This window comes from Ulvibacter sp. 2305UL32-6, assembly GCF_058148545.1.
On record NZ_JBYVKA010000003.1, the window covers coordinates 513,205 to 538,692 of the forward strand.

General features: G+C 37.5%; 21 protein-coding genes and 1 tRNA gene. 16 read left to right on the top strand and 6 right to left on the bottom strand.

Annotation, left to right across the window (positions count from 1 at the left end; all coding sequences use genetic code 11):
* Positions 1–7: 7 nt before the first annotated feature.
* From rnr to ACY2RU_RS12085, 4 genes are all read left to right on the top strand, one after another.
* Positions 8–2,224: a ribonuclease R gene (gene rnr / locus ACY2RU_RS12070; RefSeq protein ID WP_490138716.1), complete on the top strand. Its 2,217-nt coding sequence runs from the start codon at positions 8–10 to the stop codon at positions 2,222–2,224.
* 67 nt (positions 2,225–2,291) lie between these two features.
* A complete protein-coding gene (locus tag ACY2RU_RS12075) occupies positions 2,292–2,963 on the top strand; it encodes a head GIN domain-containing protein (protein ID WP_490138717.1) in 672 nt (223 codons plus the stop codon).
* A 60-nt stretch (positions 2,964–3,023) separates the two neighbouring features.
* On the top strand, positions 3,024–3,743 hold the full coding sequence (locus ACY2RU_RS12080) for a LysE family translocator (protein WP_490138718.1): 720 nt from the start codon (positions 3,024–3,026) through the stop codon (positions 3,741–3,743).
* Between the two features lie 87 nt (positions 3,744–3,830).
* Positions 3,831–4,595, top strand: coding sequence for a hypothetical protein (locus ACY2RU_RS12085; protein WP_490138719.1), 765 nt, complete (start codon positions 3,831–3,833; stop codon positions 4,593–4,595).
* A gap of 675 nt (positions 4,596–5,270) precedes the next feature.
* Here the strand turns inward: ACY2RU_RS12085 and ACY2RU_RS12090 are convergent.
* Positions 5,271–5,341 (bottom strand) — tRNA-Cys (locus tag ACY2RU_RS12090).
* A 120-nt stretch (positions 5,342–5,461) separates the two neighbouring features.
* Positions 5,462–5,818, bottom strand: a complete 357-nt coding sequence (gene folB, locus ACY2RU_RS12095; RefSeq protein ID WP_490138720.1) for a dihydroneopterin aldolase — start codon at positions 5,816–5,818, stop codon at positions 5,462–5,464.
* Between the two features lie 101 nt (positions 5,819–5,919).
* Here folB and ACY2RU_RS12100 point away from each other — a divergent pair, with 101 nt between their 5' ends.
* The 6 genes from ACY2RU_RS12100 (at position 5,920) to ACY2RU_RS12125 (ending at position 11,655) form a co-directional block, all read left to right on the top strand.
* Positions 5,920–7,947 (top strand): glutamine--tRNA ligase/YqeY domain fusion protein, encoded by a 2,028-nt coding sequence (locus tag ACY2RU_RS12100; protein WP_490138721.1) that lies wholly within the window; start codon positions 5,920–5,922, stop codon positions 7,945–7,947.
* A gap of 33 nt (positions 7,948–7,980) precedes the next feature.
* Positions 7,981–8,973 (top strand): acyltransferase family protein, encoded by a 993-nt coding sequence (locus ACY2RU_RS12105; protein WP_490138722.1) that lies wholly within the window; start codon positions 7,981–7,983, stop codon positions 8,971–8,973.
* Positions 8,951–10,447: a phosphoethanolamine transferase gene (locus ACY2RU_RS12110; protein ID WP_490138723.1), complete on the top strand. Its 1,497-nt coding sequence runs from the start codon at positions 8,951–8,953 to the stop codon at positions 10,445–10,447. Before ACY2RU_RS12105 ends, ACY2RU_RS12110 begins: the two co-directional genes overlap by 23 nt.
* Before the next feature lie 144 nt (positions 10,448–10,591).
* Positions 10,592–10,969 carry a YtxH domain-containing protein gene (locus tag ACY2RU_RS12115; RefSeq protein WP_490138724.1) on the top strand — a complete coding sequence of 126 codons (378 nt, stop codon included), beginning with the start codon at positions 10,592–10,594 and terminating at the stop codon, positions 10,967–10,969.
* Between the two features lies 1 nt (position 10,970).
* The gene (locus ACY2RU_RS12120; protein ID WP_490138725.1) at positions 10,971–11,420 is read left to right on the top strand and encodes a phage holin family protein; all 450 of its coding nucleotides are present in this window, start codon (positions 10,971–10,973) and stop codon (positions 11,418–11,420) included.
* Positions 11,413–11,655, top strand: coding sequence for a DUF6327 family protein (locus tag ACY2RU_RS12125; protein ID WP_490138726.1), 243 nt, complete (start codon positions 11,413–11,415; stop codon positions 11,653–11,655). The genes ACY2RU_RS12120 and ACY2RU_RS12125 overlap by 8 nt, the downstream gene beginning before the upstream one ends.
* Positions 11,656–11,681: 26 nt before the next feature.
* Here ACY2RU_RS12125 and ACY2RU_RS12130 read toward each other — a convergent pair whose 3' ends face one another.
* Complete coding sequence (locus ACY2RU_RS12130) at positions 11,682–12,659, bottom strand: SPFH domain-containing protein (RefSeq protein WP_490138853.1); 978 nt, start codon at positions 12,657–12,659, stop codon at positions 11,682–11,684.
* 103 nt (positions 12,660–12,762) lie between these two features.
* Here ACY2RU_RS12130 and ACY2RU_RS12135 point away from each other — a divergent pair, with 103 nt between their 5' ends.
* Positions 12,763–13,416, top strand: coding sequence for a hypothetical protein (locus tag ACY2RU_RS12135; protein ID WP_490138727.1), 654 nt, complete (start codon positions 12,763–12,765; stop codon positions 13,414–13,416).
* Here the strand turns inward: ACY2RU_RS12135 and gltX are convergent.
* Both gltX and ACY2RU_RS12145 read right to left on the bottom strand, forming a co-directional pair.
* Positions 13,413–14,936: a glutamate--tRNA ligase gene (gene gltX, locus ACY2RU_RS12140; protein WP_490138854.1), complete on the bottom strand. Its 1,524-nt coding sequence runs from the start codon at positions 14,934–14,936 to the stop codon at positions 13,413–13,415. The two genes, ACY2RU_RS12135 and gltX, sit on opposite strands and share 4 nt — an antisense overlap.
* Positions 14,937–15,025: 89 nt before the next feature.
* Positions 15,026–16,072 carry an alkane 1-monooxygenase gene (locus tag ACY2RU_RS12145; RefSeq protein ID WP_490138728.1) on the bottom strand — a complete coding sequence of 349 codons (1,047 nt, stop codon included), beginning with the start codon at positions 16,070–16,072 and terminating at the stop codon, positions 15,026–15,028.
* Positions 16,073–16,148: 76 nt separating this feature from the next.
* On the opposite strand from ACY2RU_RS12145, the gene ACY2RU_RS12150 reads away from it, so the two are divergent.
* The 4 genes from ACY2RU_RS12150 to ACY2RU_RS12165 all read left to right on the top strand — a co-directional run bounded on the left by ACY2RU_RS12150 (position 16,149) and on the right by ACY2RU_RS12165 (position 22,912).
* Positions 16,149–19,601: a hypothetical protein gene (locus tag ACY2RU_RS12150; protein ID WP_490138729.1), complete on the top strand. Its 3,453-nt coding sequence runs from the start codon at positions 16,149–16,151 to the stop codon at positions 19,599–19,601.
* Positions 19,594–20,010 carry an rRNA maturation RNase YbeY gene (gene ybeY, locus ACY2RU_RS12155; RefSeq protein ID WP_490138730.1) on the top strand — a complete coding sequence of 139 codons (417 nt, stop codon included), beginning with the start codon at positions 19,594–19,596 and terminating at the stop codon, positions 20,008–20,010. The genes ACY2RU_RS12150 and ybeY overlap by 8 nt, the downstream gene beginning before the upstream one ends.
* A 133-nt stretch (positions 20,011–20,143) precedes the next feature.
* Positions 20,144–22,015 carry a tRNA uridine-5-carboxymethylaminomethyl(34) synthesis enzyme MnmG gene (gene mnmG / locus ACY2RU_RS12160; RefSeq protein WP_490138731.1) on the top strand — a complete coding sequence of 624 codons (1,872 nt, stop codon included), beginning with the start codon at positions 20,144–20,146 and terminating at the stop codon, positions 22,013–22,015.
* A gap of 48 nt (positions 22,016–22,063) precedes the next feature.
* Positions 22,064–22,912, top strand: a complete 849-nt coding sequence (locus ACY2RU_RS12165; protein WP_490138732.1) for a class I SAM-dependent methyltransferase — start codon at positions 22,064–22,066, stop codon at positions 22,910–22,912.
* 144 nt (positions 22,913–23,056) lie between these two features.
* Here ACY2RU_RS12165 and ACY2RU_RS12170 read toward each other — a convergent pair whose 3' ends face one another.
* On the bottom strand, positions 23,057–24,211 hold the full coding sequence (locus ACY2RU_RS12170) for a DNA polymerase III subunit (RefSeq protein WP_490138733.1): 1,155 nt from the start codon (positions 24,209–24,211) through the stop codon (positions 23,057–23,059).
* A 74-nt stretch (positions 24,212–24,285) separates the two neighbouring features.
* Between ACY2RU_RS12170 and ACY2RU_RS12175 the strand changes: the two genes are divergently transcribed.
* Positions 24,286–25,476, top strand: coding sequence for a phosphoglycerate kinase (locus ACY2RU_RS12175; protein ID WP_490138734.1), 1,191 nt, complete (start codon positions 24,286–24,288; stop codon positions 25,474–25,476).
* Positions 25,477–25,488 lie beyond the last annotated feature (12 nt).

Consider the following 25,488-nt stretch of genomic DNA (forward strand, 5'->3'; position numbering starts at 1 on the left):
AAATTTTATGTCTAAAAGACCTAAACAAAGAAAGAAAAATACCAATGAAGGTCTTTCGCAGAGCATTCTTGCTATACTGCGTAAAGATCACGCTACCCCAAAAAATTACAAACAGATCGCTGCCAAATTAGGTGTCGATGATCCTAGTAGTCGAAATCAGATCATTAAGAAACTGAAAGAGTTACAAGGAAAAGATATTATACAAGAAATAGAAAGAGGAAAATATATTATTACACCTTCACAAAATTACTATACCGGCCGTGTTGATATTGCTGGAAGAGGTCAGGGTTACATTATCGTAGACGACCTAGAAGAAGATATACTAGTTAAAAATCAAAATTTAAACAAGGCTTTAAACGGTGATATTGTTGAAGTCTATGTTTTTAAACGGAGAAAAGGTGGTAAAACCGAAGGAGAAGTAACAAAGATCCTGGAACGTAAGCGAACCGAATTTGTAGGAACCATTCAAATACAAGAGAATTTTGCTTTTGTGGATGTAACCGACTACAAAATGTATACAGATATTTTTGTTCCGAAGAATAAAATAAACGGAGCAAGACAAGGTGAAAAAGTATTGGTTGCTATGGAAGATTGGCCAGAAAAGGCTGATTCTCCTTTCGGAAGTGTTATTAAAGTACTAGGAATGCCTGGGGAACACAATACCGAGATCCATTCTATTTTAGCACAATACGGATTGCCGTATGAATTTCCTGCAGAAGTTGAAAATTTTGCAAATAGTATTGATACGAGTATTCAAGAACAAGAGGTTGCAAAACGTCGTGACATGCGTAAAACACTTACGTTTACAATTGACCCGAAAGATGCTAAAGATTTTGATGATGCCCTTTCTTTTGAAACTCTAGAAAATGGTAATTACGAAATAGGAATTCATATTGCAGATGTTTCTCACTATTTAAAAGAAGGAACTGTTTTAGATGATGAGGCTTATGAACGAGCAACATCAGTTTATTTAGTAGATCGCGTAGTGCCTATGCTTCCAGAGATTCTTTCAAATGGAGCTTGTTCATTACGTCCACATGAAGAAAAATATACTTTTTCGGCAGTTTTTGAAATAAATAAAAAAGCGGCAGTGGTAAATAAATGGTTTGGAAGAACTGTTACTTATAGTGATGCTCGTTTTGCTTATGAAGAAGCACAGCATATTATAGAAACCAATCCAGGCATACCAGCTGATGGTACTAAATTACAGCGTACAATTCCCTCGGAAATATCAATCATCGATAAAGAATATGATGTTGATCCAACTATTGCAAAGGCAATTCTAGAACTAGATAGACTTGCGAAAATTCTTCGGAAGGAAAGAATGAATGAGGGCGCTATTTCATTTGATAAGTTAGAAGTAAAATTCCGCTTAGACGAAAACAATAATCCAGAAGGTGTCTATTTCAAAGAAAGTAAAGATGCTAATAAATTAATTGAAGAATTCATGTTATTAGCCAATAGAAGCGTAGCAGCGTATATTGGTAAAAAGAAACCTAAAAAGACCTTTGTATATCGTGTGCACGATCAACCTGATGATGAAAAGATTGCCGCGCTTGAAAATATTATCAAACGTTTTGGGTATAAATTAGATACTCGTGATAGAAAATCTACCTCACAATCTCTTAATAAATTATTGAAAGATGTCAACGGTAGAAAAGAACAAAATTTAATTGATACCCTTGCAATACGCAGTATGAGTAAGGCTGTTTATACAACCAATAATATTGGGCACTACGGACTCGCATTCGATTATTATACTCATTTTACGTCGCCAATTAGGAGATATCCTGACGTGATGGTGCATCGTTTATTACAACGTTATCTCGACGGAAAAGATTCAGTAAAGGAAGAAGTCTACGAAGAAAAATGTAGACATTCCAGTGATATGGAAAACCTTGCTGCTAATGCCGAACGAGATAGTATTAAATATATGCAGGTTAAATACATGCAAGATCATCAGGATGAGGAATTTGTGGGTGTTATTAGCGGTGTAACCGAATGGGGTATATATGTAGAGATCATGGCTAATAAATGTGAAGGAATGGTTCGTAATCAAGATATGCGCGATGATCACTATGTATTTGATAAAGAAGAATATGCTGTGGTTGGTCAAAAAACAAAAACAGTCTATCAATTAGGAGACGAAGTGATGGTAAAAGTAAAAAATGCTGATCTTGTGAAAAAGCATCTCGATTTTATCATGCTTGGTCATCGTGAATAAAGTACGTTTAAAGTGTAACATTTTACAGAAAATAGACTCTTTAGGAAAATATTTAATACGGGAAACCATGAAAAGTCTTATTACTTTAACTATTATTCTATTTACAAGTAGTTTATTTTCTCAGCAAATGATCACGAAAGATGTTGGAGATTTTAGTGAGCTCAAGGTGTTTGATCTGGTATTTGTTCGTTTGATTCCTTCGGAAGAAAACAAAGTAGTGATAAAAGGAGAATATTCTAACGATATCAAAGTGATCAACGATAATGGAACGCTAAAGGTGCGTATGCATACTGAAAAGCGCTTCCACGGAGAAGACACGTATATTGAAGTTTACGCAAAAAATATTGATGTTATCGATGCAAATGAAGGTACTGAGATTACAGTAAATGAGGTGTTGAAGCAGAATAATATTGAATTACGTGCTCAAGAAGGTGGGACTATTAATATTGCTTTAAATGTGAAGTATGCTAAGATCAAATCGGTTACCGGTGGAATCATTGAAGCTACAGGTACTGCAAATATGCAGGAAATCACACTGAATACTGGAGGAATATTTAACGGAAGAACACTTCAAACAGAAAATACCAAAGTAAAAATTACTGCAGCAGGTGAAGCTGAAGTACGCGCTAGTAATAAAGTTGATGCTAAAGTTACTGCTGGTGGTGATATTGTGATTTTCGGAAACCCAACAACAGTAAATAAAAAACAATTTGCAGGCGGCCGTATCAAAGTAATGTAGTCAGCATTTGTGTCGATATAGCCAACGGAATCTAAACTTTATTGTATTTTTACCTTAGGTATGTTTGACGGTCTAGGGTACGCAGCTTTTTATGGATTTCTTCTCGCTTTTGCAGTGGGTCCAGTCTTCTTTACTCTAATTGAAACAAGTATTACCAAAGGTTTTCGTGCCGGAATTGCTTTCGATTTAGGGGCGATTGTAGCCGACATCATTTTTATTTTAATCGCTTATTTTAGTACGAGTAAGATCTTAGATCGAGTCAAGGATGACCCAGGATTACTTATTTTTGGCGGTGCTATTCTTATTGTGTACGGTGTTATTTCCTATATACGAACAGCAAAATCATTTATAAAAATTGCTCGAGAACACTATGCGGTTAATGTAAAGAAGAATTTAGGCGGACTCTTCTTAAAAGGATTCCTACTTAATTTTGTAAATTTTGGTGTTCTTGCAGGTTGGATAGGAACTATCATCATGGCAAATGCACTCACTACTTCTAAGAACGGTGTCTTTTTCTTTCTATCTACGGTGATGATCACCTTTATTCTAACCGATCTTTTAAAAATTACCTTGGCTAAAAAATTAAAAAGTAAGATGACCCCGCGATTTATTTTTAAAACCAAGAAATGGGTAAGTATTTTAATTATTTGTTTTGGCGTTTTATTACTCTTAGAAGGCTTTTTCCCGAGTCGTGTAAAAGCAGGACTTGAAAAAATTCCAAGTACCCAACTTCCTATTGATAAACCCATTCCTCCAGTAGAAGACGTTCAAGGCATCTAATATTCACTTTTTTAAATAGTGCTCAAGTCTTACGAACCACACTATTATTAGATGAACGCGCGTTTATATAGCTGTATTTAATACTATATGAAGCGATTTGTTCTTATAATATTCTTTATTTCTCTCTTTTCCACGATCAGAGCACAAACAGAAACCATCCATGTTTTTGTGGCATTATGTGATAATATAAACCAAGGAATCGTACCAGTACCTAGTTCATTAGGAAATGGGCAAGACCCAAGGTCTAATTTGTATTGGGGAGCGGCTTATGGAATTAAATCTTTTTTCAAAAACAAATCGAAAGATTGGGAATTAGTTAAAACCCTACAAACAGAAAATAGTAGTATACTTGAAAGCGTGTTATTTAAGCATAAAACAAAAAATGTTTATATGATCGCAGATGCCTATGACGGGAAGAAAATAAAGAACTGCATTGAAGATTTTTTACTAGCTTCTAATTCACAAAACACAAAAAAAATAGCGATTGATAAAGAGGAACTATGTTTTGGTGGTGACGCAAATTTAGTAGCTTATATTGGTCACGACGGACTTATGGAATTTACCGTGGACGTTTCTTATAAAAATGAAACCGAAAATAAAAAGGACGCCATTATTTTAGCCTGCTATAGCAAAGATTTTTTTAAATCTGAATTACTCAAATCCAACGCAAAGCCTCTTTTATGGACCACACATTTGATGGCTCCGGAAGCATACACGCTAAAAGCTGCTATAGATGGTTGGCTAAACAGAGAAAGTGATTTAGAAATTGAAGAACGAGCAGCACAAGCTTATAACAAATATCAAAAATGCGGAATTAAAGGAGCAAGGAATCTTTTTACAACAGGCTTCTAATTTCTTCAAATACTTTAGCCCTTTTATTAATGCTTAAAAATTAGGCATAAAAACCTTTAGTATCAACTGAAGACCCCTCTACAGGGCATTAAACGGATCTGACCCACTATAGTATCTTTTAATGATTTTTAGTAAAAAACTACATACAAAAACCTTTAGTATCAACTATAGACCCTTCTAAAGAACATCAAACGGATTCGATCCGCTGTAGTATCTTTTAATGATTTTAGTAAAAAACTATATGTAAAAACTTTCAGTATTAACTGAAGAACCTTCCAAAGAACATCAATTGGATCTGACCCACTATAGCATCTTTAATAATTTTTAGTAGAAACTATATATAAAAACTTTTAGTATCAACTGAAGATCCTTCTATAGGGCATTAAACGGATTTGATCCACTATAGTATCTTTTAATGATTTTTAGTAAAAAACTACATACAAAAATCTTCAGTATCAACTGAAGATCCTTCTACAGGGCATTAAACGGATTTGATCCACTATAGTATCTTTTAATGATTTTTAGTAAAAAACTACATACAAAAACCTTTAGTATCAACTGAAAACCCGTCTAGAGGGTATCAATCAAATTCGAACCGCTGTAGTATCTTTTATTAATTTTTCTTAAAAATTAAACATAAAAAAACCTTCAGTTGATACTGAAGGTTTCTTCTCGAGGCATCAAGCGGATTCGAACCGCTGTAGAAGGTTTTGCAGACCTCTGCCTAGCCACTCGGCCATGATGCCAATTTTTATACAAAAGCAGGAATCTCCCACAAATGCTGGGCAAATATAATTGATTAAGTTGAAAATTTACAACTAAAAAATACTTTTATCATACACCCAATGCAAGTATCATGCGACTTTTTAGCGCTGTGATTTCATAGTAACACTTACTTCCGCAACATCACCACCAATAGGAGGATTCATCTTAGCTACAGTCACCTTGATACTTTTTACTTCTGAAATTTCAGAAAAAACTACATCAATAATTCGCTGTCCAACCTGCTCTAATAATTTAGATCGTATGGCCATTTGTTCTCTTACGATCTTCTGAAGATGCACATAATCAACAGTATCGGCCAATTTATCTGTTTTTGCAGCCTTGCTTAGATCTGCCTTTACAGTAAGATTTACTAAGTAATCACTTCCAATTTTTTCTTCTTCAACCAAACACCCGTGAAAGGCGTAAATCTTAATATTCTTTAACCGAATGGTATCCATAAAATATGCTTTCCGCAAAGATACAAATCCCCGTTTGCCTACTTATTAAATTCCATCCAATTTTAAGTTTATTAACTACCTTTGTTCTTTATTTTTGAATCATGAGCGACGCTAAAGAACCTCTCAATTTTATTGAGCACATCATAGAAAATGACCTTAAAAATGGTATGGATCCGAAGAACTTACGTTTTCGATTTCCACCAGAACCGAATGGTTATTTGCATATTGGACACACCAAAGCTATTGGAATTAGCTTTGGATTAGGCGAAAAATATAACGCCCCAGTAAATCTACGCTTTGATGATACCAATCCGGCGAAAGAGGAACAAGAATATGTAGATGCCATTAAGCGTGACATTTCTTGGCTAGGCTATACTTGGGCTAATGAGTGCTATTCGTCAGATTACTTTCAGCAGCTGTATGATTGGGCCGTTCAAATGATCAAAGACGGGAAGGCTTATGTAGATTCGCAATCAAGCGAAGCCATGGCATTACAAAAAGGAACGCCTACGCAGGTGGGTACCAATAGTCCATTTCGTGATCGCTCTGTAGCTGAAAATTTAGATCTTTTTGAGCGTATGAAGGCAGGAGAGTTTGACGAGGGAAGTCATGTACTCCGCGCTAAGATCGATATGGAAGATCCAAACATGCTGATGCGTGATCCGTTGATGTATCGAATATTAAAGAAACATCACCACCGCACTGGAAATGACTGGTGTATTTATCCCATGTATGATTGGACACACGGCGAGAGCGACTATATTGAACAAGTTTCGCACTCATTGTGCTCTTTAGAGTTTAAACCCCACAGAAAGCTTTATAATTGGTTTCGGGATATTGTGCATGTATATAGCGACGATGAATATCCGCATGTGCCAAATCAAACAGAATTTGCTCGATTAAACCTGAGTTATACCATCATGAGTAAGCGAAAATTACTCAAATTGGTGCAAGACGGCGTTGTTTCTGGTTGGGACGACCCAAGAATGCCTACTATTTCGGGGTTGCGAAGACGTGGCTATACACCAAATTCTATTCGGAAGTTTGTAGAAACTGTGGGTGTGGCAAAGCGTGAGAATGTGATTGATGTGTCGCTTTTAGAGTTTTGTATCCGCGAAGATCTCAATAAAACAGCAAACCGTGTCATGGCTGTCTTAGACCCAGTTAAGTTGATCATTACCAATTATGCTGAAGGAAAAGAAGAGTGGTTTGATGCAGAAAATAATCCAGAAGACGAAAATGCTGGAAGCCATCAAGTACCTTTTTCTCGTGAGTTGTATATAGAAAAAGAAGATTTTAAAGAAGAGGCAGGCAGTAAATTTTTCCGTTTAACGCTAGGTGGCGAGGTGCGTTTAAAGAATTCATACATCATTAAAGGAACTGAAGTTGTAAAAGATGCCTCCGGAAATATTACCGAAATTCACGCTACGTACGATCCCGATAGTTTAAGCGGAAGTGGCTCGGAAGCTTCACTTCGGAAGGTTAAAGGAACACTGCATTGGGTTTCTATAAAACACGCTATTCAGGCAGAAGTTCGTGTTTACGACAGACTTTTTACAGACGAAGCACCCGATAGTCACAAGGATAAAGACTTTATGGATTTTATCAATCCAAATTCGTTAACGGTGATCAATGCTTTTGTAGAACCCTATTTAAAGGAAGCGAAAGAAGGTGATCGTTTTCAGTTTCAACGTATTGGCTATTTTAATGTTGATAAAGATAGCACCCAAGATCATCTAGTTTTTAATAAAACGGTTGGCTTGCGTGATTCTTGGGCGAAGCAAAAACCAGCCGCACAGCAACAACAAAAAAAGCAAGAGCGTCCCGCAAGACCTGCTATTGAAGAGATCAAGCAGTTTGGTAAAAAATATATGAATTTACCAGAAGAAAAGCAATTGGTAATTAAATCGACTATTCAGGAATTGGCAAAAAACGTTTCCTATGAAGAGTTAGAACCTTTATTTGGCACCGCAGCAAAGAAAGCAGGAACTCGAATGATTGTACTACTTGCGCTAGACGTTGTACTGAAAAATGGTCATGAGCGTACCGAAGCTGCCAAAAATTTTATTGAGATAGCTTCTGAGGATAAAAACGAAACCCTAGCAAACGAGGCTAAAGAAATGCTATAGCTTTCTTCAGCAATTTTTAGCTATTTTCGCTATATGGATACAAGAAAAAAATGGATCGATCAAGCAAGAGGCTTATCCATCTTTTTGGTTGTCAATGGTCATAACTTTCCTATAAATGAACCGTACATCTATAGTTTTCACGTTCCCTTATTCTTTTTTATTGCGGGGATGTTTCATCCAAAAAACGTCACATTTTCTGTAGTAAAACGCAGGGCGAAAATGATCTTAGCGCCCTATTTTATCTGGGCTACACTGTTATTTTTATTTTGGGCCTTTGTTGGAAGAAAATTTGGCGACAGTAGTGAGGCCGGACTTTCTGTACTCGATAATTTTTTAGGTATTTTTTACGCTCAGGGCGGACAAACATATATGGATTGGGGAATCCCAATGTGGTTCTTACCTTGTATCTTTCTTGTGTTTGTTTCATATGCGGCTATCCAAAAAATAAAGAATCGATTAGTTTCTCAAATTTTATTGTTAGTAGTGGTTTTAGCGGGTTTTATAATTCCTAAGACTCTAGAGATACACTTACCTTGGAGCCTGGATGTTGCCTGGGTTGCAATGGGCTTTTATGCCTTCGGAAATGTGCTTAAAGAGACTCTGTTTAAATTAACAAAGCTTCAGGCGTTAGCGACACTTGTTATTTTAGGCGTTATACATGTGGTAACCTTTTATTACAATCCGTCAAAAGTGGATATGTATCGATCATTATATGGTGATGAGGTATTTTTCTTTGTCAGCGGACTCACAGGTTCTGTTACCTATTTACTATTTTTTAAGCTTGTGCCTGTTTTTAATTTCTTGTCGTATTTAGGAAAACACACCATTGTGATCTTAGCAACCCATTTGCGTGCCTTAACGGTGATAAAATTGGTGTTAATGCTTGTGGTGGGAATGACCGTTTTTGAGTTTACCGAATGGCAAAAATTTATGGTTGCTATCGTTCAGGTCTTGCTTGTAATTCCTGTAATTTGGTTGGTTAATAAATATGCTCCTTTGTTAGATGGAAAAGTTACGAAGTCTTAAACCCAACATCGCATTTCACCTACTACTTAATGTAGTGGTCGTGCTATTTATTACAGGAGCTTCGTATTATCATACGCCGCTTGTTGGTTTTAAAGATACCGCCATATATTTTGTTCACCTCTGCGCCTTACAAACCACCTTGGCAGGTTTACTCTATTTTTTAAGCCTACAGCGTTGGGTCTTTAAAATTGGTTTTAGCGTTCTTTTTATGATCTATGCTGGATTTGCTTTTTGGGCGTATTCGCAGGATATTTCAGTTACTCCAGGATTGATTCAAGCTGTAATAGAAACAAAACCAGATATTGCTGCAGATCTTATCACATGGCCTTTTGTGCTGTTTTATCTGTTTGTAATTGTTGTCTTATATTTTCTTCTGAAATTATACCGCACGATTCATCCAACAAATGGATTTAGATGGTTTCTAATCCCTGCTCTAGGCTGTATTGCCCTGTTTTTCTATTTGGAACAAAAGCGCCCGGGGAGTTTAAAAAACCGTCTTCCGTATAATGTGGTGCAAGGGATGGTAACTTATTTTGAAAAACCAACGCTTCAATTAAACACAGCGATAGAACGCGCCACAAAAGAAACCGACTCTTTAAAAGTAGTTTTTGTGCTCGGAGAGACCGTTCGGGCAGATCATTTAGGCTTAAATGGATATGAAAGAGAAACCACACCATCACTTTCGGAAGCGCGTAACCTGATCAGTTTTACCAACTTATTTACAAGCAATACCTATACTGGTTCTAGCGTGCCTCAAATTTTGACAGACGAGCCGCTTTCCGAAGAACACAAGAAAGAAGTGTACACCTCAGTATATTCGGTAGCTGCAGCAGCAGGCGTTCAAACCAAATGGATTGGTAATCAGACGCTAGAAAAATCGTTTGAGCCTATCGTTTATACGAATGAATCGGTTGAATTAATAGACGCGTATAAATCTGAATTTAGCTTTCGGAAGGCGCTAGACGAAGCACTTTTACCCTCTTTAGATGCTGCCTTAAAGCAAAGTGAGATCTCACTGACCACCTTGCACATGATGGGCAGTCACTGGTATTATGAAAACCGTTATACAGACGATTTCCGAAGATATACACCTGTAATAGATAGCAAATATGTGCCATCGCTTACAAGGCAACAAATGATCAATTCATACGATAATACAATATTGTATTTAGACTTTTTCTTGGCGGATGTGATTGAGCGTCTTAAGCAGCAAGATGTTCCTACAGCGATGATCTATGTTTCAGATCACGGGGAATTATTAGGAGAAGGTGGAAAATATTTACATGCACAGACAGGAGCGGCGCTAGAGAATCCAGGATATATCATATGGTTTTCTGAAAGCTATAGAGAGAAGTATCCTGAGGTTGTTTTGTCTTTTTCCGAAGCAAAAAATCAAGCGTTAACGACAGACACTATTTTCTATTCGATACTCGAAATTTTAAGAGTTCAACACCCGTATTTACCAAAATTTTAAGAGTATTTGGCAAGTTTGATGTCTTTTTAAGAAGATTTTAAGGGTGTTAAAATATCTATTAACCGGTTGTTAACACGCTTTGGTTGAGAGACATCGTATCTTTGGTTTATTACTACAGAGTACTAACAATTAAAACAACTCATTATGGCATCAAATACAGGACAAACACTATTGGCATTATTAACTGGAGCAGCAATTGGAGCTGGAATAGGAATTTTATATGCGCCAGATAAAGGAACTAAAACGCGCGATAAAATTGGTAAAGAAACCAAGAAGGCACAAAAGAAGCTTAAAAAGCAATATGATGAGACAACCAATCAGTTGTCTGATAAAGCAAAGAGCGCTCGTATTACTTTTGAACAAAAGTTAAACGAAACCTTGTCTTCAGCAAGTTACAAGGCTGATGATATCTTAGTTGCAATGGAAGACAAACTGGAAGCTTTACGCAAGCAAAATGCGAAACTTCAAAAAGATGCTACTATTGATAAGGCTAAGGCATCTGTTAAAAAAGCAACTGTATAGTATGAGTTTCGAGACACTGTCTGAAAACATCAACCTGACCGGGGAAAAAACCCAAGAATACATCAATAGCACAGCGGAGTACTACAAGCTCCGCTTATTCAAATCCACCATGAAGTTTGCCACTTCGCTTACAAATATGTTGGCTCTTGGAAGTATGCTGATGCTGTTTTTGGCATTCTTTTCTATTGGCTGTGCCCTATGGATAGGAACTGCCTTAGACAACACTCAGGCGGGTTTCTTTATAGTAGGCGGCTTCTTCTTTTTGGTCTTTGTATTTATTTTGATATTTGGTAAAGAATTTATTACAAAAACTATGTTGGAAAAATTCTCTGAATTGATCTTAGATGAAGGCGAAGATCTTGAAAAAGATCCTTTCTATTTTGAAGACGATATGAAGGCTGAAAATATATTGGAAGACGAACCTGAAACACTAACCGAAAGACATGGGTAAAAAATACACTTCGTTTGAAGAGATCGATAAAGATCTGAAACGGCTGCATTTACAGTCTGAAATTAGTAAAGAAGAACTAAAGCTCAGTTTCCATGAGGTGCGTGATAGTGTAACTCCTTCAAAACTAGTTGCAGGAGTCATAGGCAGCGCAGCGACTGGTGCGGTAATATTTAAACTGCTTACTCCCCTAATTAGTTTTGGAATAGGAAAATTAATTAAAAGATTTAAAGATTAAAAAAGCCCCAAATTGGGGCTTTTTCTTTAATAATTTAGGTCTTCTCCTTCGGGAGGCCTTGGTGGCGTTGGCGGACGTTTCTTCCTTTTATTGGTAATGCCCTTAGCGGCATTTGTTTTTTTCATCTCTTCGCCAATTTGATTACTCGCCACAAAGGAAGCGATCATATCGTTAAGCATATTACTTCCCGCTTGCGGTGAGTTTGGTAGTAAAATAAGGTTGGTATTGGTTTCTTCACCAATCGATTGTAATGTATCGTAGTGCTGTGTTACAACAATAAGTGCAGAGGCTTCCTGTGAATTGATCCCTACATTGTTTAATACATCGACACTTTCTTCCAATCCGCGAGCAATTTCGCGACGTTGATCTGCTATACCCTGTCCTTGTAAACGCTTACTCTCAGCTTCAGCACGAGCCTTTGCTACGATTTTGATACGCTCTGCTTCTGCTTCATATTCAGCAGCTACTTTTTCACGTTCTGCTGCGTTAATACGGTTCATAGCTGCTTTTACCTGTACGTCTGGATCTATATCTGTTACTAAAGTTTTGATGATGTCATATCCATAATTGATCATGGCTTCATTCAGCTCCATCTTTACTGCAATTGCAATATCGTCTTTACGTTCAAAAACATCATCGAGTTTCATTTTTGGAACTTCAGCACGCACTACATCAAAAACATATGAGGTAATTTGATCATGCGGATTCTGTAATTTATAAAATGCGTCGTAAACCTTTTCACGGATGACCTGAAATTGCACCGAAATTTTGAGTCGGACAAATACATCATCTTTCGTTTTTGTTTCTACAAGTACATCTAACTGCTGAATTTTTAAGTTGACTCTCCCCGCAATTCTTTGAACAACAGGTATTTTGAACTGTAAGCCAGAATTTCTAATACTACTAAATTTTCCGAAGTTCTCAATCAGTGCTGCAGTTTGTTGCTTAACCGTAAAGAATGAAGATAAGAGTAGAAAAAAGAGAATAATTCCTAAGGGAACCATTAAAATAAGAAGTGCATTCATGAGATTTCAAATATTAAGTTAATTACTACGTTCAAGATACGAAATTAAACCTACTTTTATTCGCCTAACAAGTTGTTCTGCTATGAGTCTTCGTTCCTTTATTTTTGTTACCCTTACTACTTTGTTTATTTATCAGTCACGTGCTCAGCGCAATTACGATGATTACAACCTCTTGGGCTTACAAGGAGGGCTTTCACAAACCAATATTTTAACCGATGACTTTACTACGGAAGTTGGTTCTGGTTTTATCGGTGGTTTTACCTCCCGTGGGGCGTTTCGAAATAATTTCGACTTGATCTACGGAATTAACTTTGTGAGTTCAAACGTAGATATTCTTGCAAATAATGGTAGCGAGGATGTATTTGTCACCTATTCTCTGGAAGGAGCACAGATCAATTTTTTAGGAAGTTTCAATATTGTTAAAAAGCATTTGAGCATCGAATTTGGTCCCATGCTTAATATCAACGGAAAGCTGAAACCAAAATCGGAAAGTCAAAACAGTTTTCTTTTAGATGGCTACGAGACTTTAAAAGTTGAAGATATTCAAGACGTGAGTAAAATTAACTTTCATCTTGCAGGAGGCGTCACAGCAGGTCTTGAGCATTTTCGTATCTCTGCTTTATATCAATACGGTGTAACCAATCTTTTTGGTAAATTGAACGACGCAGATCTTGAAAAAACCGACTTTGAGGGTCATGTCTCTATCGTTAGCCTAGCTGCAGTACTTTACTTTTAGTCTAAAGTTGCGATCGCATTTTGAATACGAGTTGTTGTCTCTTTTTTACCAAGAATAGCAATAATATCAAACACATCTGGACCGCTCATTTCACCAACAAGCGCTAAACGTAATGGCATCATCACTTTCCCAAAGCCAATTTCTTCGGAAGTGATCCAACCTTTTATTTTTTCTGAAATTTCTTCGGAAGTAAATTCAGCTACTTCTTCTAACAGCTCAGCAACTTTCCGAAGCACATCGGAAGTACCTTCCTTAAAGGCTTTTTTAGACGCTTTTTCGTCGTATTCCGAAGGTTGAACAAAAAAGAAACTACTTTCAGCCCAAAGATCTTTTGGGAAAGTAGCGCGTTCTTTCAACATGGATACGATCCTTGGCACGTCAACGTTGGCAACTGTTTCAGAAGAAACACCTTGTGCCTCAAGTTCTTTTCTGAAAAGGGAAACCAGCGTTTGCTCATCCATTTCTTGTAAATAATGATGCTGAAACCACTTGGTCTTATCTGGGTCAAATTTCGCGCCTCCTTTACTTACCCGTTCCAGATCAAAAACACTAACCAATTCTTTTAAGCTAAAGAATTCCTGCTCGGTTCCTGGATTCCATCCAAGAAAAGCAAGAAAGTTAATAACTGCTTCTGGTAAATAACCATCTTCGCGATATCCTGAATAGATCTCGCCTTCGGCCGTTTTCCACTCCAAAGGAAATACAGGAAAGCCCATTTTGTCACCATCGCGTTTACTGAGTTTTCCTTTACCCACCGGCTTCATTATCAACGGTAAGTGAGCAAACTGAGGCGCATCCCAACCAAAGGCTCTATACAATAACACATGAAGTGCAAGCGAAGGCAACCATTCTTCACCGCGAATAACATGAGAAATTGCCATTAAATGATCGTCTACAATATTTGCAAGGTGATAGGTTGGCATGCCATCACTCTTAAAAAGAACTTTGTCGTCGAGTACATTGCTGTCTATTTCAATGTTGCCACGAATGATATCGGTAAGCTGTAAATGTTCGTCTTGTGGAGACTTAAACCGAATTACATAGTTTTCACCAGCGTCTATTTTTTGTTGAACTTCTTCTGAAGACAACACCAATGAATTATTTAATTTTAGTCTGTTATGCCAATTGTAAATGAAGGTCTTTCCGTTTGCTTCATGATCTTTTCGGTGCGCATCTAAGGCGTCTGCAGTGTCAAAAGCGTAGTACGCATTGCCTGAAGCAATCAATTTATCGGCGTATTCTCTATACAAATGTTTGCGCTCACTTTGACGGTAAGGTCCGCAGTTGCCGCCCATTTCAGGGCCTTCATCAAAAGGAATATTTAGCCAGTTCATAGCTTCAACGATGTAGTCTTCAGCACCAGGAACATAGCGATTTTGGTCGGTGTCTTCTATTCTAAGAATAAAATCGCCACCGTGTTTTTTTGCAAATAAATAATTGAATAAAGCGGTTCGAACCCCACCAATATGTAGTGGTCCTGTTGGACTTGGAGCGAAACGTACGCGGACTTTTTGTGACATCATTCAGATTAAAAATTAGATGGCAAAGATACAACGACACTCTTGCATTCCAATAGAAAACCCTATCGTTTATTGGTAGCATGGATTTGCTATGCCGGGCGCATTTCGACAGGAATACGCTTGTTCATGATAGAGAACCAAAGTGGAGGAATTAGCGCTATGACCATGGAAGTTGGGTAGCCATACGGCATTTGCGGACTCACATCATGATATTCGAGCAGCTGATACTTTTTATGCGAACGATAGTGATGATCACTATGCCGCGTTAGTTCGTAAAGCATCATTCGCCCTAAAACGTGGTTTGAATTCCATGAATGTATTTCGGTAACGCGCTCATAACGACCACTTTTGGTTTTGTTCCGTCGTAAGCCGTAATGTTCAATATAGTTGGTGGTTTCGAGTAAGAGCGCACCAGTTAAGGCAATAGCTATGGCTACTAATAACGGAGTGCTTCCGAAGAAAACATAGATGGAACTCAAATAAACTCCCTGAATAATAACATACCAAAACATATCATTTTTACTGCTGAAAAAGGATCGCCTCTCACGCTTTAATAGATCCATTTGAATTTTCCAGGCACTGAGATATTGCCTAAAAATAGACGTAAACCAAAAGCCATAAACAGTTTGATTATAAGACGCACTTGCAGGATCTTCATGGGTTGCGGCATTTTGATGATGCCCAAAATTGTGTTCAATAAAGAAATGCATGTACAAAGAAGGGATCAAAAGTAGCTTTCCAAGCATATTTTCCCACCATAATTTGCGATGTCCTAATTCATGTGCGACATTAATACCATTTGAGCCTACCACAATCCCCACGCTAAATGTGAGGCCGATGAGCTCACTTAAACTATAATTGACTATGGTGATACTATAAAGAAACCGCCCCAGAATTCCGAAGACAATGGGTATATTAAGATAGAGCAAAATATTGAAAAATTTGTTTTGAGCCTTTGACAGCGACTGTTCTTCGGAAAGGTTTCCTTCCTGAACTGGAAGCAGGATCTCGAGAATTGGAATTAGCACAAAAGCAAATACAGGTGTAAAGAATGCCCAATTGCCTTTTAAGTACAAACCAAGAATTGCGGCAAGCGGAATGGAATAAGAAACTAAGTATTTAAGATCGTTAAGCATACAGTCTTTTTGGAGTGCTTTTTGCTGTTGAAATAAAAACGTATTTTAGAAGTTTAAATAAGGGTAATACCGCTCCATGAGTACATTTAGCATTATCCAGCAAAAGCTGGAACAATTTATAAAAAAATACTATACCAATGCCTTGATCAAGGGAACCATTCTCTTTTTTGCCATTGGACTGCTGTATTTGCTCATTACCCTGCTCGTAGAGTACTTTCTTTGGCTAAATCCGCTGGGGCGAACGGTTTTGTTTTGGTTATTTGTGGCTGTTGAGATCGGGCTTTTTGTTCGGTTTATAGCATTTCCGTTAGCAAAGCTTTTTAAATTACAGCATGGTATTAGCTATGAAGAAGCTTCAAAGATCATAGGGAATCATTTTCCGCAGATAAATGATAAACTACTAAACGTCATACAGTTAAATCAAAATCAGCGTGAATCTGAACTCTTGGCAGCGAGTATCGATCAAAAAGCCAGTGAGATGCAACCCGTGCCTTTTAAGAGTGCGATCAACTTTAAAAAGAACGCTAAATATTTAAAATATGCAGCAATTCCGGTGATCATCTTTATTTTGGTGAGTTTGTTGGGGGAAAAGGACACGTTTAGCAGCAGTTATAAACGGGTTGTAAATTATGATACCGCCTATGAACCGCCTGCACCATTTTCTTTTTATGTTGTAAACAATGAATTAAACGCGATTGAAAATAAAAACTTCACGCTAAAAGTGCGTACCGAAGGCACTATCCTTCCTGAAAATGCCAGCATTAGCTATAATAACGAAACATATTATCTGCAGCAAACGGCTCCGGGTGTGTTTGAATATACATTTTCACAACCCACCGAAGCAATTGATTTTAAGCTTATTGCAAACAAAGTAACATCGCAAGAATATACTCTGGAGGTTGTTAAAACCCCTTCACTTCTTGGGTTTGAAATGGTACTTGATTATCCGAGTTATACAGGGAAACAGGATCAGGTTTTAAATAGTACAGGGAATGCGACTGTTCCTGAAGGGACAAGAGTACGATGGAATGTTACCGCAAAAAACACAGATAGGGTACAACTTAAGATGCGGGATACCGCTTATGTTTTTTCTGAAGAGGCACAGGCATTTACCTACAGCAAAGGAATTTATAATAAACTCGATTACGCAATCACAACTTCGAACAAAGCTTTGGAGGATTATGAAAATCTCTCGTTTACATTGGGTGTCATAAAAGATGAATATCCTGAGATTGACGTACAGTCGAAAGTAGATAGTACCGATAGTCAATTAACCTATTTCTTAGGGCGTGTTTCTGATGACTACGGACTTACAAAATTGCGACTTGTCTATTATGCTGAAGGAGAAGAAGCGAACAAACAAACCGAGACGCTTCCGTTAAACAAATCAAACATTGATCAGTTTGTTTATACGTTTCCTGGAAATCTTCCTTTAACCGAAGGAGTTGCATATGAATACTATTTCGAAATTTTTGACAATGATGCGGTACATAAATTTAAGTCTTCAAAGTCGGGAATGTATTCTTTCAGAAAACTAACAAAGGAAGAACAAGAGAAGGAACAACTGGAAAATCAGGAGGAATCTATCAAAGAGCTCGACAAGTCGCTTGAAAATATGAAAGACCAGCAAAAGTTGCTGAAAGAGCTTTCTAAAACGCAAAAAGAAAAGGAAGAGCTCAACTGGAATGACAAAAAGAAACTTGATAATTTTTTAAAACGTCAGAAGCAACAGGAGCAGATGATGAAAAATTTCTCAAAGGAACTAAAAGAGAACCTAGAGAATTTCCAGCCAGAGAATGAGGAGAAAGATCCGTTTAAAGAGCAGTTAGAGGAGCGACTGGAAGAAAACGAAAAACGTCTAGAGGAAAACGAAAAGTTGTTGGAAGAGCTTCAAAAGTTACAGGAAAAGATCGCCAAAGAGGATCTTTCAGAAAAGCTAGAGAAATTAGCAAAACAGAATAAAAATCAGGAGAAAAATCTTGAGCAGTTGTTAGAATTGACCAAGCGCTATTATGTTACCAAGAAAGCTGAAAAGCTAGCCGAGGATTTATTTAAATTGGGTGAGGAACAAGAAAAATTAGCCGATAAGCCTGAGAATAAAAACACCAAGGAGGAGCAGGAAAAATTAAATGAAAAATTTGAGGAATACAAAAAGGAAAAGGAAGAATTAGAAAAGGAGAATGAAGGATTAAAAGATCCTATGGATTTACCTAAAGATGATCAAGGTGAAAAGCAGGTAGATGAAGAGCAGGAAAAAGCTTCGGACAATCTTGAACAGAATAAGAAGGAAGATGCTAAAAAGAATCAGAAGAAAGCGGGTCAGAAAATGAAACAAATGGGACAGCAAATGCAGGCTCAGATGTCGGCTGGTCAAATGGAAACTATAGAGGAAGATGTTGATATGCTCCGACAGATCTTGGATAATTTGGTTGTATTCTCATTTGAGCAAGAGAATGTTATGGAAGATTTCAAACAGATTAATTATGGCAATCCTGTTTTTGGAAAAAAGCTGAATTATCAAAATGATCTAAAACAAAATTTTCAACATATAGATGATAGTTTGTTTTCACTGTCTTTACGACAGCCTATGATCAGCGAACGTATAAATGAATCGCTAACAAACATTGAGTACAATCTTGACAAATCACTTGAGCGTTTGGCTGAAAATCAAATGCGTGAAGGTATTTCTAGTCAGCAATATACTGTGACCGGCGCCAATGAGCTTGCCGTAATGTTAAGTGAGTTATTAAACAATATGCAAATGCAGATGCCTGGACAAGGCGGAGGCGGCGGTGGAAAAGGAAAACCTGGTGAAGGTGGAGAGGGACAGGGATTTCAGTTACCAGATATTATTAAGAAACAGAAGAGCCTTAGTGAACAAATGAAGGAAGGAATGCAGCCTGGGGAAGGTAAAGGCAAGGGCGAAGGAGAAGGAGAAGGTGAGGGTAAAGGAAAGGGTGAAGGTCAAGGTCAAGGTCAAGGAGAGGGCCAAGGCCAAGGAGAAGGAGAAGGAGAAGGTCAGGGAGAAGGTCAAGGCGAAGGTGATGGTTCGGGCAATGGAAAGGGGTCCGGAAACGGCGAAAATGGTAGAGATGGTAAAGAAGGTGAGAGTGAAAACAATGATGGTGAACTTTACGAGATCTATAAACAGCAACAGCAACTACGGCAGCAATTGGAGGACAAACTAAGTAAAGAAGGTCTTAGCGGTAAAGGGGGCGATTTACTTCGTAAAATGGAAGGAGTTGAACAGCAGCTACTAGATAAAGGTTTTAATGAACGTACCCTTCAAAAAATGCTTGAGCTTCAGTATGAGATGTTAAAGCTAGACAAAGCAGATTTCGAACAAGGTCAAGAGTCTAAAAGAGAATCTCGTGCTAATCGACGTAATTATGAAAACACACTTCGGTTATCTCCGGAAGCTGTCAAAAAGTACTTTAATACTACTGAAATTTTAAACAGGGAGTCCTTACCTTTGCGGCAACAGTATAAGGAAAAAGTAAATAGCTATTTTAAAGATAAGAATGATTGATTTTTTTTCTGAAACGGAATTTCAACTAGAACAACAGGATTCGATGGCGGAATGGATCGCTAATGTTATCGCTTCAGAAAATTGTACAGCGGGAGACATTAGCTATATCTTTTGTGATGATGAGTATCTCCACAAGCTGAATGTACAATTTCTAAACCATGATACGTTAACAGATATTATTAGTTTTGACAATTCATTAGGAACTCAAATTCACGGTGAGATCTATATTTCAATTGAGCGCGTAAAGGAAAATGCAGAGGAGTTTAATGTACCATTTACCGATGAACTCCATCGTGTGATGATTCATGGAATTTTACATTTTTGCGGGTATAAAGACAAATCTGTTGCAGAGGAAAAGCAAATGAGAAGCAAGGAAGATGAGGCCTTAAGGGCAAGGACTTTTTTGTAGCAAGCTGATTTTCAATTTATTACACAATAACTAACTGATTTTGAGTTATTTAACGTATCTTTGCGTCCGCAAAATTTTGTTGCCAAAAGAATTTTATAAAGATTAGAATGTTCCACGTGGAACAATAGAAAATATGTTTCAAACAGAATACGATGTTATAGTAGTTGGGGCTGGTCATGCAGGTTCAGAGGCTGCAGCTGCAGCTGCAAATATGGGCTCTAAGACCTTGTTGATCACAATGAATCTTCAAAACATTGGTCAGATGTCCTGTAATCCAGCTATGGGCGGTATCGCAAAAGGTCAGATTGTTAGAGAAATTGATGCATTGGGTGGTTATAGTGGAATCATTTCCGACAAGACAGCGATTCAGTTTAAGATGTTGAACAAATCAAAGGGACCTGCTATGTGGAGTCCTCGTGTTCAAAGTGACAGGATGCGTTTTTCAGAAATGTGGCGATTGATGTTGGAGCAAACAGAGAATCTTGATTTTTACCAAGAAATGGTGTCTGGAATCATAGTGGAACAGGAGAAGGTGGTTGGAGTTCGAACATCTCTCGGACTGGAGATTAGAGGTAAATCTGTTATTTTAACTAATGGTACTTTTTTAAACGGACTTATTCATATAGGCGAAAAGCAATTTGGAGGAGGAAGGGCAGGTGAAAAAGCAGCCACAGGAATTACTAAGGATCTTGTTGATCTAGGATTTGAAACTGGTAGAATGAAGACAGGAACACCCCCAAGAGTTGATGGGCGTTCTTTAGATTTTTCAAAAATGGTTGTTCAACCTGGTGATGAAATTCCAGAAAAGTTTAGCTATTTAGCAAGCACTAAACCCTTGACCAAACAACGAGATTGTCATATGTCATATACAAGTCCGCTTGTACATGAAATGCTTAAAGAAGGTTTTGATAGGTCACCAATGTTCAATGGTTCTATTAAAAGTATTGGCCCACGCTATTGCCCATCCATTGAGGATAAAATAAATCGGTTTGCTGATAAGGACAGACATCAGTTGTTTGTAGAGCCAGAAGGGTGGAATACTGTGGAATATTATATCAATGGATTTTCTACTTCTTTACCTGAGGAAATTCAATTTAAGGCGTTAAAAGAGGTCGCTGGATTTGAGCATGTCAAATTTTTTAGACCAGGGTATGCGATAGAATATGACTATTTTCCACCAACTCAGCTTCAACATACTTTAGAGACCAAGTTGGTTTCTGGTTTGTACTTTGCAGGACAAATTAATGGAACCACCGGATATGAAGAGGCGGCTTCGCAAGGATTAATGGCAGGGATTAATGCACACTTAAAAGTGCAAGATAAAGATCCTTTTATTCTAAAAAGGAATGAGGCTTATATAGGAGTTCTTGTTGATGATTTGATCACTAAAGGAACCGAAGAGCCTTATCGAATGTTTACCTCTCGTGCTGAATATCGAACCTTGTTGCGTCAAGACAATGCAGATTTTAGGCTTACACCGCTCTCTCATTCGTTGGGATTAGCCACAGATGAACGTATGAAAACGATGGAGATCAAAAAGGAAAAGAGTGATGCTTTTTTACGCTTTTTTACTGAAACAAGTGTGCTTCCGGAGGTGATCAATCCAATACTTGAATCTAAAGATTCGGCTCCAGTAAAACAAAGTGACAAAATGGTAAAGCCATTCTCACGTCCAAATATTACTATGGACGATATGAGACAGATCGAGGAAGTTGAGCAATTTATTGTGGAAAATGAACTAGATCATGAAGTGCTGCAACAAGCAGAAGTTCAGGTAAAATATGCTGGTTATATTGCCAAGGAAAAGAACAATGCCGACAAACTTAATCGACTAGAAAATTTAAAGATTCCAAAGAATTTCGATTATACTAAATTGAAATCATTGTCATATGAAGCTAGAGAAAAGCTTACCAATATACAGCCCGTTACTATTTCTCAGGCGTCAAGAATTAGTGGAGTTTCTCCTAATGACATTTCCGTTTTATTAGTTTATATGGGTCGATAGTTTCCAAAAGAATCAACTTGTTCCACGTGGAACATCAATATCTTCAACTTGAATAAAACAGATAATATTTATCTTTCAAATGTAAAGGACTTCCTGGTTTCTGCGGAAGTATTTTCGCTTATATACGATAGAGATACGGAAATGTTGATTACATCTCCAATGCCCGAAGAGGAAAAATTGAGCTCTTATTACGAGAGCGATGCTTACATTTCTCATACAGATAATAAGGAAGGCATCATGTCCTTTTTATATCAAAAAGTAAAGCGATGGTCCCTTCAGAAGAAAACTAAACATATCACAAATCAGAATGGCGGTGTTGGAAGTTTGCTTGATATTGGAGCTGGAACTGGAGAATTTGGCAAATACGCCAAAAATCAAGGTTGGGAGGTTTCTGGTGTTGAGCCAAATGAGAATGCTCGAAATTTATCTGGCAAAAAAGGAGTTTCTCTAAAAGAAAATATAGATGACTTTTACGGCGAACAATTTGATGTGGTTACACTTTGGCATGTCCTAGAGCATTTACCAAATTTAGAAGCGAGCATTAAAAAAATTGAAGAATTAGTAAAACCCGGAGGTGTCCTAATTATTGCCGTTCCTAATTTTAGATCTTTTGACGCAAAACATTATAAATCGTTTTGGGCGGCTTATGATGTTCCGAGACATTTATGGCACTTTTCAAGAAAAAGTATGGAGTTGTTGTTTTCAGAAAAAATGAAGCTTACTAAAACCAAACCCATGATCTTTGATTCCTTTTATGTTAGCCTGCTTTCAGAAAAGTACAAATCGAATAATAGCTTTTCCATTAAAGCAATTTTTATTGGATTTTGGTCTAATATCAGTGCTTGGTTCTCTAAAGAGTATTCTTCCCTTATTTACAGCTATAAAAAGATCGAATAACGCATTTTAAGGCGTTTTAAGGCATCATTCGAAGCGCGCTAATAAAGAGTGCTGAACAATTTCAGAAAAAGCATATAACGCCGGGAAACGACCTTAATTTATATAGATAATAATTATAGCGGTTCAATTGTTTATAAAAATATCTTATGCGTGCTCTTTTCTATGAATAAGTCGAGTAAGTTGAATGGAAAGATCGGTAAGGATGATCTTTGCGTTTCCATTTCGTTCAATATGATAAGATGCTTCTTCAAGCGCTTGGGTGATCTCAAAAATATTATTTTGATGAATGAAGGGGGCAAATTTTTCAATGGCAAATCCGCCGTCACTTGATTGAAAATATAAAAGAGAATCAGCTTTATAATTTTTAAGTAAGGCTTGTCTAAAAATTTCTATACAATAGCTGAGGAACTTTTTTTGTGTTTCACGACCTTTTCCCGCAATTTTTTCACTCCAAGCAATCAAGTCATTGATCGCCTTTTTATTTCCTTTGGCTTTAAAAGCAGCTCTAACCCAATCAACAAACCACTTTTCAAAAATAATGTCATCACTATCTTCCTGCAAAATGTGTAAGGCCTTATTGTAATTGCCTGCTGCCTGGCGACTTATATTAATGGCCCTAAGACTTTCAACACCTTGATTATCAATTAGTTGATTAGATATTTCAATTTCTGATAGTAATGGAAAGTCTAACTTTTGACAACGAGAACGTATAGTGGCAATAATTTGTTCTTCGCTTTCGGTTAATAATAAGAGGACAGTATTGTCTGGCGGTTCTTCAACAAGCTTTAAAATCTTATTAGCTGTTGCTGTATTCATATTTTCGGCCATCCAAACAATCATCACCTTATAACCACCCTCATACGATTTCAATGAAAGCGTCTTTAAAATATCTTGTGCTTCATTAACACTAATATTTCCCTGTTTATTCTCAATACCCAAAGATTGAAGCCAGTCAAATAAGGAACCATAAGGATTTGTGGCTACAAAGGCACGCCAATCGTCAGCGTAATGTGAGGAAACGGCATTTTTACTTACTTTGTCGCTTGTATTTACAGGATAGACAAAGTGCAGATCAGGATGCGATAGTTTAGCAACCTTAAGCGCGCATTGCTGTTGTTTGTCACTTCCAGGGGCATGGTTGCTTGCCAATAAAGCATTTGCGTACGCAATAGCCATTGGTAAAATGCCACTTCCTGCAGCACCTACAAATAATTGTGCATGCGGAACTCGACCATTTTCAATGGTTTTAAGCAGGTGTGCTTTAAGGTGTTTTTGACCTATGACTTCCGAAAAATCCATACGCAAAACTACGTTTTTTTTACTTCCGAAGTAAACCCACTAAATATGTATATTTGTCTCTCAAAAATAGCGCTATGAAAACGGTAAATGACTTTAATTTTGCTAATAAGAAAGCACTCATTCGTGTTGATTTTAATGTTCCTTTAAATGAAGATCTAGAGGTGGCCGATGCCACTCGAATTACAGCTGCAAAGCCTACCATCATCAAGATATTAGAGGATGGAGGAAGTTGTATTCTCCTTTCGCACTTAGGACGTCCTAAAAATAAAGAAGCCGAATTTTCACTTCGGAATATCGTAGAAACGGTTAGTGAGATCATTGGTGTACAAGTTAAATTTGCTTCAGACTGTATTGGTCCTGTTGCCGAAGATGCCGCTGCAGCCCTTCAGCCAGGTGAAATTCTACTATTAGAAAATTTGCGATACCATGAAGAGGAAACAAAAGGCGATAGAGGTTTTGCCGAAGCCTTATCAAAACTTGGAGATATTTATGTAAATGACGCCTTTGGAACCGCACATAGAGCACATGCCTCTACGGCAGTGATAGCCGATTTCTTTCCTGGTAATAAATGTTTCGGCTTATTGCTTGCTTCGGAAATAACCAATGTAAATAAGGTATTGGCAGAAAGCCAAAAACCCGTAACTGCTATTATTGGAGGTGCTAAGGTTTCTTCCAAGATCACGATCATTGAACACATTCTTGACAAAATTGATCACCTTATTATTGGCGGCGGAATGGCCTTTACTTTTGTAAAAGCGAAGGGCGGAAAGATTGGTAGCTCGCTGGTTGAAGACGATAAACAAGAACTTGCCCTTGAAATTTTAAAGAAGGCGGAATCAAAAAATGTAGCCGTCCACTTACCAGTTGATGCAATTATTGCCGACAGTTTTTCTGAATTTGCAAGTATAGATGTTTCTCCAATAGACAATATTCCTGAAGGTTGGATGGGCTTAGATACTGGTGAAAAAACGAATGCCATTTTTAAGGAAGTGATCTTAAAATCTAAAACGATATTGTGGAATGGTCCTGTTGGTGTTTTTGAACTGGAAAAGTTTGCACACGGCACCATCTCGCTAGGAAACGCCATCGCAGAAGCTACAAAAAACGGCGCCTTTTCCCTTGTTGGCGGCGGAGATTCGGTAGCTGCCGTAAAACAATTTAACCTAAGTAATAAAGTGAGTTATGTTTCTACAGGCGGCGGAGCGATGTTGGAAATGCTTGAGGGAAAATCGCTTCCAGGTATTGAAGCCATAGAAAAGGAATAAGAGCACAATTGT